The 14581-nt window shown below is 52.9% G+C and carries 16 protein-coding genes; 11 read left to right on the top strand and 5 right to left on the bottom strand.

The annotated features are described in order from the left end of the window. The 9 genes from thpR to panD form a co-directional block, all read left to right on the top strand. Positions 1-439, top strand: a 439-nt coding sequence (thpR, locus tag FDW87_RS08195; RefSeq protein WP_137379628.1) for an RNA 2',3'-cyclic phosphodiesterase, incomplete at its 5' end; no start/stop codon positions are given. Between the two features lie 15 nt (positions 440-454). Further along, positions 455-1159, top strand: coding sequence for a DNA/RNA nuclease SfsA (sfsA, locus tag FDW87_RS08190; RefSeq protein ID WP_016151742.1), 705 nt, complete (start codon positions 455-457; stop codon positions 1157-1159). 177 nt (positions 1160-1336) lie between these two features. Further along, a complete protein-coding gene (gene dksA / locus FDW87_RS08185) occupies positions 1337-1792 on the top strand; it encodes an RNA polymerase-binding protein DksA (RefSeq protein WP_003018625.1) in 456 nt (151 codons plus the stop codon). A 70-nt stretch (positions 1793-1862) separates the two neighbouring features. Continuing rightward, positions 1863-2759 (top strand): tRNA glutamyl-Q(34) synthetase GluQRS, encoded by an 897-nt coding sequence (gluQRS, locus tag FDW87_RS08180; RefSeq protein WP_016155714.1) that lies wholly within the window; start codon positions 1863-1865, stop codon positions 2757-2759. 71 nt (positions 2760-2830) lie between these two features. After that, positions 2831-4225: a polynucleotide adenylyltransferase PcnB gene (gene pcnB, locus FDW87_RS08175; RefSeq protein ID WP_203457720.1), complete on the top strand. Its 1395-nt coding sequence runs from the start codon at positions 2831-2833 to the stop codon at positions 4223-4225. Beyond that, the gene (folK, locus tag FDW87_RS08170) at positions 4222-4701 is read left to right on the top strand and encodes a 2-amino-4-hydroxy-6-hydroxymethyldihydropteridine diphosphokinase (RefSeq protein ID WP_016155713.1); all 480 of its coding nucleotides are present in this window, start codon (positions 4222-4224) and stop codon (positions 4699-4701) included. Before pcnB ends, folK begins: the two co-directional genes overlap by 4 nt. Before the next feature lie 120 nt (positions 4702-4821). Continuing rightward, a complete protein-coding gene (gene panB, locus FDW87_RS08165) occupies positions 4822-5613 on the top strand; it encodes a 3-methyl-2-oxobutanoate hydroxymethyltransferase (RefSeq protein ID WP_003829230.1) in 792 nt (263 codons plus the stop codon). A gap of 125 nt (positions 5614-5738) precedes the next feature. Further along, positions 5739-6593: a pantoate--beta-alanine ligase gene (panC, locus tag FDW87_RS08160; RefSeq protein WP_016151737.1), complete on the top strand. Its 855-nt coding sequence runs from the start codon at positions 5739-5741 to the stop codon at positions 6591-6593. 95 nt (positions 6594-6688) lie between these two features. Further along, entirely contained in the window at positions 6689-7069 is a 381-nt protein-coding gene (gene panD, locus FDW87_RS08155; protein WP_000621526.1) for an aspartate 1-decarboxylase, read from the top strand. A 6-nt stretch (positions 7070-7075) separates the two neighbouring features. Here the strand turns inward: panD and FDW87_RS08150 are convergent, their stop codons facing one another. The 4 genes from FDW87_RS08150 to FDW87_RS08135 form a co-directional block, all read right to left on the bottom strand. Then, on the bottom strand, positions 7076-8305 hold the full coding sequence (locus FDW87_RS08150; protein ID WP_047358493.1) for a polysaccharide deacetylase family protein: 1230 nt from the start codon (positions 8303-8305) through the stop codon (positions 7076-7078). Between the two features lie 61 nt (positions 8306-8366). Continuing rightward, entirely contained in the window at positions 8367-8807 is a 441-nt protein-coding gene (locus tag FDW87_RS08145) for a PTS sugar transporter subunit IIA (protein WP_016151735.1), read from the bottom strand. Between the two features lie 103 nt (positions 8808-8910). Then, positions 8911-9681, bottom strand: a complete 771-nt coding sequence (locus FDW87_RS08140) for an ABC transporter permease (RefSeq protein WP_003829467.1) — start codon at positions 9679-9681, stop codon at positions 8911-8913. Further along, complete coding sequence (locus FDW87_RS08135) at positions 9678-10604, bottom strand: ABC transporter ATP-binding protein (RefSeq protein ID WP_016151734.1); 927 nt, start codon at positions 10602-10604, stop codon at positions 9678-9680. Before FDW87_RS08135 ends, FDW87_RS08140 begins: the two co-directional genes overlap by 4 nt. Before the next feature lie 101 nt (positions 10605-10705). Between FDW87_RS08135 and can the strand changes: the two genes are divergently transcribed. Continuing rightward, on the top strand, positions 10706-11395 hold the full coding sequence (can, locus tag FDW87_RS08130; RefSeq protein ID WP_016151733.1) for a carbonate dehydratase: 690 nt from the start codon (positions 10706-10708) through the stop codon (positions 11393-11395). Positions 11396-11465: 70 nt separating this feature from the next. Here the strand turns inward: can and hpt are convergent, their stop codons facing one another. Beyond that, a complete protein-coding gene (hpt, locus tag FDW87_RS08125) occupies positions 11466-12002 on the bottom strand; it encodes a hypoxanthine phosphoribosyltransferase (RefSeq protein ID WP_016151732.1) in 537 nt (178 codons plus the stop codon). A 203-nt stretch (positions 12003-12205) separates the two neighbouring features. Between hpt and FDW87_RS08120 the strand changes: the two genes are divergently transcribed. Beyond that, positions 12206-14581, top strand: a 2376-nt coding sequence (locus FDW87_RS08120) for a glucose/quinate/shikimate family membrane-bound PQQ-dependent dehydrogenase (protein WP_137379627.1), incomplete at its 3' end; no start/stop codon positions are given.

Raw genomic sequence — 14581 nt, 5'->3', positions numbered from 1 at the left:
TGAAGCGGGTCGTCCCGTCGCCGCCGATAATCTGCATCTGACGCTCGCCTTTTTGGGCGACGTCAGCGCTGAGAAGCAGCATGCGTTAATGCAGCTTGCAGGGCGTATTCGCCAGCCGGGTTTTACGCTCAAACTCGACGATGCCGGGCAATGGCTGCGCTCGCGAGTCGTGTGGTTGGGAATGCGTCAGCCGCCGCGCGGGCTGCTGCAGTTGGCGAACATGTTGCGGGCACAAGCCGCACGCAGTGGGTGCCACCAGAGCCCGCAGCCGTTTCACCCGCATATCACGCTGCTGCGTGACGCCGGTCACGCGGTATCTATCCCTCCGCCAGGGTTTGGCTGGTCGTTTCCGGTAACAGAGTTTGGGCTTTATTCCTCCTCATTCATGCGAGGACGCACGCGTTACACGCAGTTGCAACGCTGGACGCTGACTGAATAATCAAAGGAACTGTTCATGCAATTTTCTCCACCTTTACAACCAGCAACGCTCATTCAGCGCTATAAGCGTTTTTTAGCGGATGTGATCACACCGGATGGCACAACGTTAACGCTACACTGCCCCAATACGGGAGCCATGACCGGCTGCGCAACGCCGGGAGATACTGTCTGGTATTCGACATCAGAAAATACCAAACGAAAATATCCACATACCTGGGAATTAACGCAAACCCAATCCGGTGCACTTATTTGTGTTAACACGCTGTGGGCCAATAGATTAACGAAAGAGGCTATTCAGCGTTCGTTAATTTCGGAAGTTTCAGACTACAGCACCTTGAAAAGTGAAGTAAAATACGGCGCCGAAGGGAGCCGCATCGACTTTTTGTTACAGGCGGATTCCCGACCTGACTGCTATATTGAAGTGAAATCAGTCACGTTGGCGGAAAAAGATCAGGGTTATTTTCCCGATGCCATCACTGAACGAGGTCAGAAACATCTTCGGGAATTGATGAGCGTAGCGGCCGAAGGCAAGCGCGCGGTGATATTTTTCGCGGTGTTGCATTCAGCCATTACACGGTTTTCACCCGCGCGCCATATCGATGCAAAATATGCGCAATTATTAGTTGAAGCACAGCTTAAGGGGGTAGAAATTCTGGTTTATAAAGCGGAACTTTCTGCCCATGGTATGACTCTTAAAGAGCCGTTGCCCATTACCTTGTAATGGTGTAAATATTCGGTTAATTAGTATTCTGGGCGCGTGGGCAAATACGCTTTTCCTCACAGGGTTGTCAAGTGTTACGTTTAGATAATTGCTATCCGGAAAAGCATCTGCTATTTATAGCGACCTGATTTTTCCCCCGAACATGGGGATCGATAGTGCGTGTTAAGGAGAAGCAACATGCAAGAAGGGCAAAACCGTAAAACATCGTCCCTGAGTATTCTCGCCATCGCTGGGGTGGAGCCGTACCAGGAGAAACCGGGCGAAGAGTATATGAACGAAGCCCAGCTGTCGCACTTCAGGCGTATTCTTGAGGCATGGCGTAATCAACTTAGGGATGAAGTTGATCGCACCGTATCTCATATGCAAGACGAAGCGGCTAACTTCCCTGATCCGGTGGACCGCGCCGCACAGGAAGAAGAATTCAGCCTTGAGCTGCGTAACCGTGATCGTGAGCGCAAACTGATCAAAAAGATCGAGAAGACGCTGAAGAAAGTAGAAGACGAAGATTTCGGCTACTGCGAATCATGCGGCGTAGAAATTGGTATTCGCCGTCTGGAAGCGCGTCCGACAGCCGATCTGTGCATCGACTGTAAAACGCTGGCAGAAATCCGCGAAAAACAAATGGCAGGTTAATTCCGGTCATTTTTACCACGTTTACTACAGGCGGGAGCTTCTCCCGCCTTATTATTTGTTAGCCCGCAAAATGAGCGATTCACATTATATTGGCCGCTTCGCCCCTTCCCCCTCTGGCGAACTCCATTTTGGTTCACTGATTGCCGCCCTCGGGAGTTACCTGCAGGCCCGTGCTCGTCGCGGAATCTGGCGGGTACGCATTGAAGATATTGACCCCCCTCGTGAAGTTCCCGGTGCTGCAGACACGATTCTGCGTCAGCTGGAACATTACGGGCTGCACTGGGATGGCGATATTTTATGGCAATCCCAGCGTCATGACGCCTACCGCGAGGCGCTGGCCTGGCTGCATCAGCAGGATCTGAGTTATTACTGCACCTGTACGCGCGCGCGTATTCAAAGCGTCGGCGGTATTTACGACGGTCATTGCCGTGAACTACGCCACGGGCCTGAACAGGCGGCGGTCCGCATTAAGCAACGCCATCCGGTGATGCAGTTTACGGACCAACTGCGCGGTGTGATTCAGGCTGATCCGCGGCTTGCAAAGGAAGATTTTATTATTCACCGTCGCGACGGGCTTTTTGCCTATAACCTCGCGGTGGTGGTAGACGACCACTTCCAGGGCGTGACGGAAATTGTGCGCGGTGCCGATCTTATCGAACCGACGGTACGGCAAATTTCGTTGTATCAACAGTTCGGCTGGCAAGCGCCGGACTATATTCATCTGCCGCTGGCGCTCAACGAACAAGGCGCTAAACTTTCAAAACAAAATCATGCACCTGCACTGCCGCAAGGCGATCCACGCCCGGTGATTGTTGCTGCGCTGCGCTTTCTCGGCCAGCACTCCGATATCCCGTGGCAGGAGATGCGCGTGGATCAGATTCTCACGTTTGCCATTGAAAACTGGAGTCTGACAGCGGTGCCAGAATCGGCGATCGTAAATCCGCCATTCTCAAATGCATCATGCTGAGCTATGATTAGCCGCTATTTTTACACAGCAACACTTGTTCTGATTGAAGTTTGACACTACCGAGGTGCACTATTTTTACCCGAGTCGCTAATTTTTGCCGCAAGGTGCTAAGCCGCGAGGAGCGCGAGGCCGAGCTCGCCGTCGCCCGTCCACATATGACGGTAATCCCGCGTGAGCAGCACTCTATCTCCCGCAAAGATATCAGTGAAAATGCCCTGAAGGTAATGTACAGGCTCAATAAGGCCGGATACGAGGCATGGCTGGTTGGCGGAGGCGTACGCGATCTTTTGCTGGGCAAAAAGCCGAAAGATTTTGATGTCACGACTAACGCCACGCCAGATCAGGTGCGAAAACTGTTTCGTAACTGTCGTCTGGTTGGTCGCCGTTTCCGTCTGGCCCATGTCATGTTTGGCCCGGAAATTATCGAAGTGGCAACTTTCCGTGGTCATCATGAAGGCAGCGAGTCCGATCGCACAACCTCACAGCGCGGACAAAACGGTATGCTGCTGCGCGACAACATCTTCGGCTCCATCGAAGAAGATGCCCAGCGTCGCGACTTCACGATTAACAGCCTGTATTACAGCGTGGCCGATTTCACCGTGCGTGATTACGTTGGTGGCATGCAGGATCTCGAAGAGGGCATCGTTCGCCTGATCGGTAATCCGGAAACGCGCTACCGCGAAGACCCTGTACGTATGCTGCGGGCCGTGCGCTTTGCCGCCAAGCTCGACATGCGTATCAGCCCGGAAACCGCTGAGCCAATCCCGCGTCTGGCAACACTGCTTAACGATATTCCCCCCGCACGCCTGTTTGAAGAAGCACTCAAACTGTTACAGGCGGGCTATGGGTATGAAACCTATAAAAAACTGCGTGAGTACAGCCTGTTCCAGCCGCTGTTCCCCACCATTACGCGCTATTTCACCGAAGACGGTGACAGCCCAATGGAACGCATCATCGCTCAGGTGCTGAAGAATACCGATAACCGCATCCACAATGATATGCGCGTTAACCCGGCGTTCTTGTTCGCCGCCATGTTCTGGTATCCGTTACTGGAAGCTGCGCAGAAAATTGCCCAGGAAAGCGGTCTGGCTTATTACGATGCCTTCGCACTGGCGATGAACGACGTACTGGATGAAGCCTGCCGCTCGCTGGCGATCCCGAAACGTCTGACCTCGCTGACCCGTGATATCTGGCAGTTGCAGCTACGCATGTCTCGTCGCCAGGGCAAACGCGCCTGGAAGCTGATGGAGCATCCGAAGTTCCGCGCCGCTTACGATCTGCTGGCCCTGCGTGCCGAAGTGGAAAACAACGCTGAACTGCAGCGTCTGGCGCAGTGGTGGGGAGAATTCCAGGTTTCAGCGCCGCCGGAACAAAAAGGCATGCTCAACGAACTCGACGAAGAACCAGAACGCCGTCGTCATCGTCGCCCGCGTAAACGCGCCCCGCGCCGTGAAGGTTCCGCGTGACCATCGCCTATATCGCTCTCGGCAGTAATCTAGCCTCTCCTCTGGAGCAGGTTAATGCTGCCGTAAAAGCGATTGGCGACATTCCCGACAGCCGTATCGTCGCTGTTTCCTCCTTTTACCGCACACCGCCATTAGGCCCGCAGGATCAGCCAGATTACCTGAACGCTGCCGTGGCGCTGGAAACCACTCTCGCTCCCGAAGAATTGCTTAATCATACCCAACGCATTGAGCTGCAACAGGGACGCGTACGTAAAGCCGAACGCTGGGGGCCGCGCACTCTGGACCTCGATATTATGCTGTTTGGCGATGAAGTGATTAACACCGAACGTCTGACCGTGCCGCACTACGACATGAAAAACCGTGGTTTTATGCTGTGGCCGCTCGCTGAAATCGCACCTGAGCTTATCTTCCCGGAGGGTATCAGCCTGCATCAGCTCCTCACCCATCTTGGTGCCGCAAAACCTGCACACTGGTAAAGTATCCTCTCCCCTTCAGCGTTTACTACTTTAGTGCCAAACGGTTGCTTAAAACAATTGCCCCCCTGAATGTGACTGTTAGAATGCCGATAAATATGACTTTCATCATCAGGAAATGTTATGAAACCCACCACCATTTCACTGCTGCAGAAATGCAAGCAAGAGAAAAAACGCTTCGCGACCATTACCGCCTACGACTACAGCTTCGCTAAGTTATTTGCCGACGAAGGCATTAATGTGATGCTGGTTGGCGACTCGCTGGGCATGACGATTCAGGGGCATGACTCCACCCTACCGGTCACCGTTGAAGATATTGCTTACCACACTCGTGCCGTACGTCGTGGCGCTCCCAACTGTCTGCTGCTCTCCGACCTGCCATTTATGGCTTACGCCACGCCGGAACAAGCATTTGAAAACGCCGCGGTGGTGATGCGGGCGGGCGCTAATATGGTCAAAATTGAAGGCGGCGCCTGGCTGGTGGATACGGTAAAAATGCTCACCGAACGCGCCGTACCGGTTTGCGGTCATCTGGGATTAACACCGCAGTCGGTGAATATTTTCGGCGGCTATAAAATTCAGGGCCGCGGCGACGCCGGGCAGGTATTGCTGGATGACGCGCTAGCCTTAGAAGCCGCTGGCGCTCAGTTGCTGGTGCTGGAGTGCGTGCCGGTTGAGCTGGCGAAGCGCGTCACCGAAGCGCTGTCGATTCCGGTTATCGGTATCGGCGCAGGTAACGTCACCGATGGACAAATCCTCGTCATGCACGATGCCTTTGGTATTACCGGTGGCCACATCCCGAAATTTGCGAAGAATTTCCTCAATGAAGCAGGCGACATGCGCGCCGCAGTGCGGCAGTATATGGCTGAAGTGGAGTCCGGCGTTTATCCGGGCGAAGAACACAGTTTCCACTAATTTTTCAGGCCATATATCGGCCTGAAAAGCGTAGCGCCATCAGGCGGTTCGCTGCATGTTGCCGGATGGCGGCGTAAACGCCTTATCCGGCCTACGGTTCCTCAGGCAACTCAAGGAGTCTTGTCGTGTTAATCATTGAAACCCTGCCGCTGCTGCGCCAGCATATTCGTCGTCTGCGTCAGGAAGGCAAACGCGTCGCTCTGGTTCCCACCATGGGCAACCTGCACGACGGCCATATGAAGCTGGTCGATGAGGCAAAAGCGCGGGCTGATGTGGTGATCGTCAGCATTTTCGTCAATCCGATGCAGTTTGACCGACCGGACGATCTGGTGCGCTATCCACGCACGCTGCAGGAAGATTGTGAAAAGCTGAACAAGCGTAAAGTCGATTACGTTTTTGCGCCAGCCGTTGAGGAAATCTACCCGCAGGGTCTGGAAGGCCAGACGTTCGTTGAAGTTCCCGGTCTCTCCACCATGCTGGAAGGCGCCAGCCGTCCAGGCCATTTCCGTGGCGTTTCCACTATCGTCAGCAAGCTGTTTAACCTGATCCAGCCAGATATCGCCTGCTTTGGCGAGAAAGATTTCCAGCAGCTCGCATTGATCCGCAAAATGGTGGCGGATCTGGGTTATGACATTGAGATCGTTGGCGTGCCGATTATTCGCGCCAAAGACGGTCTGGCGCTTAGCTCACGTAACGGTTATCTGACCGCAGAGCAGCGAAAAATTGCGCCGGGTCTGCACAAAGTGATGAACGGCATCGCTGAAAAGCTGCTTGCCGGCCATCGTGACCAGGAAGAGATTATTGCCATTGCCGAGCAGGAACTGAATGAAAAAGGCTTCCGTGCCGACGATATTCAGATTCGTGATGCCGACACGCTGCTGGAGCTGACGGAAACCAGTAAACGCGCGGTGATTCTGGCCGCCGCCTGGCTGGGTCAGGCACGTCTGATCGATAATCAAAGCGTTACATTAGCCCAGTAGACAGGGGTTAAAAATCAGGCAATACTGCCTGAGAATTTCTCAAAGCAGGCCAGTAGTGCCTGCTTAGCCAAGGTAAACGACAGGGTATAGAAGTTATGATTCGCACCATGCTGCAAGGCAAGCTCCACCGCGTAAAAGTCACGCAGGCGGACCTGCACTACGAAGGCTCCTGCGCCATCGACCAGGATTTCCTCGATGCCTCTGGTATTCTGGAAAACGAAGCTATTGATATCTGGAACGTGACCAACGGTAAACGTTTCTCAACCTATGCGATTGCGGCTGAACGCGGCTCCAGAATCATCTCGGTGAACGGCGCAGCGGCGCACTGTGCTGAAGTCGGCGACATTGTGATTATCGCCAGCTTCGTCACCATGTCTGATGAAGAAGCCCGCACCTGGCGTCCGAAAGTGGCCTACTTTGAAGGCGACAACGAAATGAAGCGCACCGCGAAAGCCATTCCGGTACAGGTTGCCTGACAGCCCTTACCCCTGCGGCTGATTACTTATCAGCCGCGACATCGTCTCCAGCGAATCCGTTCTTAAAATATAAAGTCTTTTCAATAAGAACGGATTATCCCCCGGTTTAACCTTCCCTCTCACCGTGGTGACCGCCATGTGGAATCCCGCGTCGCCTGCCGCTTTTACTGCCGTGGAGTTATAGCCGCCAAACGGATACGAAAGATAAAGAACGTGAGGGTTAAACTGGGACAACGCCCGACGCGAACGGGCAAAATCAAACAGAATATTGTGATAGCTGCGACTCAGCAGGATTGGCCGGTGATTCGCATCAACCCGATGTAAAAAATGGGTATGCGACTGGAAGTCGAACACGTCCCTGATCTCATTCAGTTCCGCGATGCTCATGAACTGCAGTGATTTCGGATCCCACTTCTGCGGGTGGCGCTTGATACGTGAGGAGATAATAAACGCCGTTGCCTTCATGCCGTGCTGCTTCAGAATCGGGTAAGCATAACGACTCACCGACTTCAGACCATCATCAAAAGTCAGCACCACCGCCCGCGCCGGGAGATTCATATTGTTGCGAACATAGCCTTCCAGTTGGTACATCGTCAACGTGGTGTAGCCGCGGTCCTGTAGCCAGGCCATCTGGTTGCTGAAGGCGCGTACGGAGGTTGTCGTAGAGGTGTGGCGAAAACGGGTATTCTCTTCATCGCGCAGAATATGGTGATAGGTTAACACCGGGATACCGTTGTCTTCCTGCGCATCCAGAGCGCTGATATAGGCCAGTCTGCCGCCAATACGGATCTGGTACCAGGTTTGGTTGAGACGGTCTTTAAGCTTGCTGATAACCGGATAACGCAGATTATCCGCCAGCACGCCAAACGGGGCGCTACCAACATCCGGAGCGTTATAAACCGGCGTATCTTTCCAGGTGATCAGGCTTTGGTTGCTGAGGGGTTTATTGAGATCGCCCAGACCATCGTCGACTTTCTGCCGCCCCTGCACAGGCTCCAGATGCCCCTTATCAATAAACCCGGTACCAAAACCAAAGGTAAATTCGTAATAGTCTGCCGCAATTGGCTCAACGGCGAGGATCTGCCCGGCGCGAATATTTCCTACCGTCACCATCTTGTTGCCAATCTGCGCCCACACGGCGGCTGCTTCGGTGGTTTGCATGTAGCGAGCAGGCAAAGCCGCAGCTATGCTGCCAGAAAACAGGAGCAATAAAACAAGCAGAACGCGCATCACCATATGAGATAACCGAGGCGAGAAACCCCGGCTATTGTAGCAAAAGCGCCATCAATACCAATGATTAATACTCATACAAATCATGCTTCAACACGAAGGGGGGATTTTTCTGTTGTTGATGCCAGAGGCTAGAGACTTCGGGCCCGCCAAGCGCAACGATGCTATCACGAAACGCAGAACTGCTCATCGATTCCCGCGACGAAAGCATTCGCTCAAGCAATGGATAACTGATACCTGAAATCACTTCACACTGGGGATGTTTATGGCTCATTAACGAAGCCACGCGGTAAGGCGCGGCCCCGGCCATATCCGTCAGGAATATCACACCCTCGCCAGAGTCTGTAGCATGCAGGGCATGGCACATCATGCGACTTAGCATATTCGAGCTAAGCCCACGCCAAAAACTCACCGCCTGGCATTGAACCAACGGGCCGTACTTTTTCTCCAGACGATGCAGCATATCCTGTGCCTTATCATCATGACAGGTAATTACCCAACCTAGCATTGCCTACCTCCTTAGCAGGCAAGTAGTTTATCAGGGTGATAAATCCGTAATGGTGATAAGCATCAAAAGTCTTCCTCTCCCGGGCAAGGAGAGGAAGAAAGACTTAGCTGCGCAGGCCGCGTCCGCGCTGAATCAGGTACCAGCACAGCAAATAAAATGCTGCGATAAACACCACCAGCACGCCAAAGGTGGTGACCAGCGGAACATCATGGATCCCCAGGAAGCCGTAACGGAAACCGCTAATCATGTAGACAATCGGGTTCAGATGGGACAGTCCCTGCCAGAACGGCGGCAGCAGCGTTAACGAATAGAAAACGCCGCCCAGATAGGTCAGCGGAGTCAGCACGAAGGTAGGGATCAGGCTGATATCGTCAAAGGTTTTAGCGAAAACCGCGTTCAACAGACCGGCCAGCGAAAACAGCACCGCTGTTAACACCAGCGTAAGCGCCACAAAGACCCAGGAATGCACCTGGAACGGCACGAAGAACAGCGAAATCGCTGTTACCAGGATCCCTACGCACAGGCCACGCGCCACGCCGCCGCCAACAAAGCCGGCGATGATCACATGCGTCGGTACTGGGGCGACCAGTAACTCTTCAATGTTGCGTTGAAACTTGGCGCTGAAGAATGACGATGCCACGTTGGCGTACGAGTTGGTAATTACCGCCATCATAATCAGCCCTGGCACGATAAACTGCATGTAGCTAAAACCATGCATTTCGCCGATTCGCGAGCCGATCAGGTTACCAAAGATTATAAAATAGAGCGTCATAGTAATGACGGGAGGAACCAGAGTCTGGACCCAGATACGCATAAAGCGGTGGATCTCTTTCGCCCAGATGCTTTTCAGCGCAACCCAATAAAGCTGCATCATGCGCGATCTCCTTGTTTTTCATGCACCAGAGAAACAAACAGTTCTTCCAGTCGGTTCGCTTTGTTTCGCATACTCAATACCTGAATGCCCTGGGCGCTCAGCTGTGAGAACACGCTGTTGACCCCCTGTTCACGCAGGACTTCCACTTCCAGCGTGGAGGTATCCACCAGCCGGTATTGATAGCCCTCCAGTTTTGGCAGCGGGCTTTTCGGCGCCAGATCGAGAATAAAGGTCTCGGATTTCAGCTTAGAGAGCAGGCTCTTCATCGAGGTGTTTTCCACCAGCTCGCCGTGCTGAATAATGCCGATATTGCGACACAGCATTTCCGCTTCTTCGAGATAGTGAGTGGTCAGAATAATCGTGGTGCCTTTGTCGTTTAAATCCTTTAAAAAACCCCACATTGAACGACGCAGCTCAATGTCGACCCCCGCCGTCGGTTCATCAAGGATGAGTAATTTAGGCTCGTGCATTAGTGCGCGGGCAATCATCAGACGGCGTTTCATCCCGCCGGAGAGCATGCGCGCGCGCTCGTTACGTTTTTCCCATAAATCGAGCTGCTTTAAATATAGTTCGCTGCGTTTGACCGCCTCTTTATACTCAACGCCGTAATAACCCGCCTGGTTGACTACGATCTGCTGCACGGTTTCAAACGGGTTAAAGTTAAACTCCTGCGGTACCAGACCAAGCTGGCGTTTCGCATTAACGGTATCTTTTTCAAGATCGTATCCGAAGACGCTCACCCGCCCAGAGGTTTTATTCACCAGCGAGCTGATTATCCCGATGGTGGTGGACTTGCCTGCGCCATTCGGTCCCAAAAGCGCATAAAAATCCCCCGCTTCGACTTGCAAATCTATTCCGCGTAACGCCTGAACGCCACCGGGATAGTTTTTTTTAAGTTGTTGAAGTTCCAGAGCAATGGTCATGGTTTTTTACTTACCTTACATTCTAATGCTTGATATTTGGTTTTAATAAATCAGGAGTTAACCTATATTAGCGCAACGCAATTCAATTGGTTACAGCCTCCATGAAAGACATAGATACACTCATCAGCAACAACGCGCTATGGTCAAAGATGCTGGTAGAAGAGGATCCCGGATTTTTTGAAACGCTGACTCACGCACAAAATCCGCGCTTTTTATGGATTGGATGTTCCGACAGTCGCGTTCCCGCAGAACGTTTAACCGGTCTTGAGCCGGGTGAATTATTTGTTCACCGTAATGTTGCCAATCTGGTTATTCACACCGACCTGAACTGTCTCTCAGTGGTTCAGTATGCGGTGGATGTGCTGGAAGTGGAACATATTATTATTTGCGGCCACTATGGATGTGGTGGCGTACAGGCGGCTATTGAAAATAAAGAACAGGGGCTGATAGATAACTGGTTACTGCATATTCGCGATATCTGGTTTAAACACAGTTCACTGCTGGGCGAAATGCCGCAGGAACGTCGCATTGACACCCTGTGCGAACTGAATGTAATGGAGCAGGTCTACAACTTGGGCCACTCAACCATCATGCGTTCAGCCTGGAAGCGCGGTCAGAAAGTTACCATTCACGGCTGGGCTTACGGTATTCATGATGGCCTGCTGCGCGATCTGGACGTCACCGCCACCAGTCGCGAGACGCTGGAGCAGCGCTATCGCCAGGGGCTGTCTAACCTCAGCCAGAAACATACCAATCACAAGCAGATACCAACAAGCGGCAGCGACGCTTAAGTCGCTTTTCGGCCTGCAGGGAAGTATCGTGCAGGCCGAATAAGCAAAGCGCCATCAGGCGCTCCCGACATTACTCGTCCAGCAGCACCACTTTGCCAACGTACGGCAAATGGCGATAACGCTGGGCATAGTCAATGCCATAGCCGACAACAAACTCATCTGGGATAGAGAATCCGATAAACTCAACCGGAACATCCACTTCGCGACGGGTAGGTTTGTCCAGCAGCGTACAAATAGCCAGGGATTTCGGCTCGCGCAGGCTCAGAATCTCACGCACTTTGGACAACGTGTTACCGGAGTCGATGATGTCTTCGACAATCAGCACGTCCTTGCCACGAATGTCTTCATCCAGGTCTTTCAGGATTTTAACATCGCGCGTGGTGGACATTCCGCTGCCATAGCTGGAAGCAGTCATGAAATCGACTTCGTGGGAGACATGCACTTCACGGCACAGGTCGGCCATAAACATAAATGAGCCGCGTAACAGACCAACCAGCACCATATCGCTGCCGCTGTCCTTGTAACGTTCGTTAATCTGACGTCCCAGTTCAGCAATACGCGCTTTGATCTCCGCTTCCGGGATCATGACTTCAACAGTATGTTTCATATCTCTAACCATATGATTTAAAAACAAATCACTCAATGCTAACTTTTAATAAGCCAGCATCTAAGCGCAAGGCACGCAGTATACCAGCAAAAGCATTCATACGCGGCATCTGTTGATAAAGTTCATAATGTGACGTTTATCACGCGTTTTAGCTCCTATAATTAACTGCTATTAAAGAAATAACACCTGTGATGGTATTTTTTATGGCAAATAACAACGTACGTTCTCAACGGCTTATCGTGACCCTGAGCGCCCTGTTTGCGGCACTTTGTGGACTATATCTCCTGATTGGTGGAGGCTGGCTGGTCGCCATCGGTGGCTCCTGGTATTACCCGATCGCGGGCCTTGCTATGCTCGGTGTGGCTCTCCTGTTGTGGCGCAGTAACCGATCCGCCCTTTGGCTGTATGCCGCCCTGCTTCTCGCCACCATGATTTGGGGCGTCTGGGAAGTCGGCTTTGATTTCTGGGCGCTGACGCCGCGTAGCGACATCCTGGTCTTCTTTGGTATCTGGCTTATCCTGCCTTTCGTCTGGCATCGCCTGATTATCCCTTCCAGTGGCGCAGTAGCAGCGCTGGTGGTGGCCCTGCTGATTAGCGGCGGTATCCTGACCTGGGCTGGCTTCAACGATCCACAAGAGGTTCACGGCACGCTGAGTGCAGATACCTCTCAGGCCGATGCAATCTCAGCGGTTGCCGACGAGGACTGGCCGGCTTACGGTCGCAATCAGGAAGGTCAGCGCTACTCACCGTTAAAACAAATTAACGCTGACAACGTTCATCAGTTGAAAGAAGCCTGGGTATTTCGTACCGGGGATTTAAAACAACCCAACGATCCCGGTGAAATCACCAATGAAGTCACGCCAATAAAAGTGGGGGATACTCTTTATCTGTGTACCGCCCACCAGCGGCTGTTCGCCCTGGATGCGGCCAGCGGTAAAGAGAAGTGGCATTTCGATCCCCAACTCAATACCAATACCAGCTTCCAGCACGTAACCTGTCGCGGCGTTTCTTATCATGAAGCCAAACCGGATACGGTTTCTGCAGAGGTGATGGCCGACTGTCCGCGCCGCATCCTTTTGCCGGTCAATGATGGTCGACTGTTTGCCTTGAATGCCGAGACCGGCAAGCTGTGCGAAACCTTCGCCAATAAAGGTATTTTGAATCTGCAGACCAATATGCCGGATACCTCACCGGGCCTGTACGAACCGACGTCTCCCCCGATAATCACCGATAAAACTATCGTTATTGCCGGGTCGGTAACCGATAACTACTCAACCCGCGAAACATCCGGGGTGATACGTGGTTTTGACGTCAATAACGGCAAGCTTCTGTGGGCGTTTGATCCCGGTGCCAAGGATCCTAATTTCATCCCGTCAGATGAACATACCTTCACCTTTAACTCACCCAACTCCTGGGCGCCTGCGGCCTACGACGCGAAGCTGGATCTGGTGTATCTACCCATGGGCGTTACCACGCCGGATATCTGGGGCGGTAACCGCACACCGGAACAGGAACGTTACGCCAGCGCCATTCTGGCGTTAAATGCCACGACCGGGAAATTGGCCTGGAGCTATCAGACCGTTCACCACGATCTGTGGGATATGGATTTACCGGCACAGCCAACCCTGGCGGATATCAACGTCAATGGAGAGAAAATTCCGGTCATTTATGCCCCGGCAAAAACCGGTAATATCTTTGTGCTCGACCGCCGTAATGGTGAACTGGTGGTGCCTGCCCCGGAAAAACCGGTGCCGCAAGGTGCAGCCAAAGGTGATTATGTCAGCAAAACCCAGCCGTTCTCCGATCTCAGTTTCCGTCCGCAAAAAGATCTCAGTGGTGCGGATATGTGGGGCGCAACCATGTTTGACCAGTTGGTGTGCCGCGTAATGTTCCACCAACTGCGCTATGAAGGCATTTTTACCCCGCCTTCAGAGCAAGGCACTCTGGTGTTCCCGGGTAACCTCGGCATGTTCGAATGGGGCGGTATTTCCGTTGATCCCAACCGTCAGGTAGCCATTGCCAACCCGATGGCGCTGCCGTTCGTTTCTAAGCTGATCCCACGCGGTCCCGGCAATCCGATGGAGCCGCCGAAAGATGCCAAAGGTACTGGCACAGAGTCCGGTATTCAGCCGCAGTACGGCGTACCATTCGGCGTAACGCTCAATCCGTTCCTTTCACCATTTGGTCTGCCGTGTAAACAGCCAGCATGGGGCTACATTTCCGCCGTAGATCTGAAAACCAATCAAGTGGTATGGAAAAAACGCATTGGCACGCCACAGGACAGCATGCCATTCCCAATGCCGGTTGCGGTGCCGTTCAATATGGGAATGCCGATGCTGGGTGGACCTATCTCCACCGCGGGTAACGTGCTGTTTATAGCTGCGACTGCCGATAACTATCTGCGCGCATACAACATGAGCAACGGTGAAAAACTGTGGCAGGGTCGGCTTCCGGCAGGCGGCCAGGCAACGCCGATGACGTATGAAGTTAACGGTAAGCAATATGTGGTGATATCCGCCGGGGGCCACGGCTCATTTGGCACCAAGATGGGCGATTATATTGTGGCATATGCGTTGCCG

It is taken from the genome of Citrobacter sp. wls826 (assembly GCF_005281245.1).
GTDB lineage: Bacteria > Pseudomonadota > Gammaproteobacteria > Enterobacterales > Enterobacteriaceae > Citrobacter > Citrobacter braakii.
The sequence above is the reverse complement of the archived record's forward strand: the minus strand, read 5'-3'. Positions and strand labels throughout refer to the sequence as shown.

Bases quoted from the DNA above. Each gene is read 5' to 3' on its own strand.
- FDW87_RS08150 (WP_047358493.1), bottom strand. From the start codon at position 8,305: ATGGTGATGCGCGTTCTGCTTGTTTTATTGCTCCTGTTTTCTGGCAGC.
- FDW87_RS08145 (WP_016151735.1), bottom strand. From the start codon at position 8,807: ATGCTAGGTTGGGTAATTACCTGTCATGATGATAAGGCACAGGATATG.
- hpt (WP_016151732.1), bottom strand. From the start codon at position 12,002: ATGAAACATACTGTTGAAGTCATGATCCCGGAAGCGGAGATCAAAGCG.
- panD (WP_000621526.1), top strand. From the start codon at position 6,689: ATGATTCGCACCATGCTGCAAGGCAAGCTCCACCGCGTAAAAGTCACG.
- sfsA (WP_016151742.1), top strand. From the start codon at position 455: ATGCAATTTTCTCCACCTTTACAACCAGCAACGCTCATTCAGCGCTAT.
- panB (WP_003829230.1), top strand. From the start codon at position 4,822: ATGAAACCCACCACCATTTCACTGCTGCAGAAATGCAAGCAAGAGAAA.
- dksA (WP_003018625.1), top strand. From the start codon at position 1,337: ATGCAAGAAGGGCAAAACCGTAAAACATCGTCCCTGAGTATTCTCGCC.
- can (WP_016151733.1), top strand. From the start codon at position 10,706: ATGAAAGACATAGATACACTCATCAGCAACAACGCGCTATGGTCAAAG.
- gluQRS (WP_016155714.1), top strand. From the start codon at position 1,863: ATGAGCGATTCACATTATATTGGCCGCTTCGCCCCTTCCCCCTCTGGC.
- FDW87_RS08140 (WP_003829467.1), bottom strand. From the start codon at position 9,681: ATGATGCAGCTTTATTGGGTTGCGCTGAAAAGCATCTGGGCGAAAGAG.
- FDW87_RS08135 (WP_016151734.1), bottom strand. From the start codon at position 10,604: ATGACCATTGCTCTGGAACTTCAACAACTTAAAAAAAACTATCCCGGT.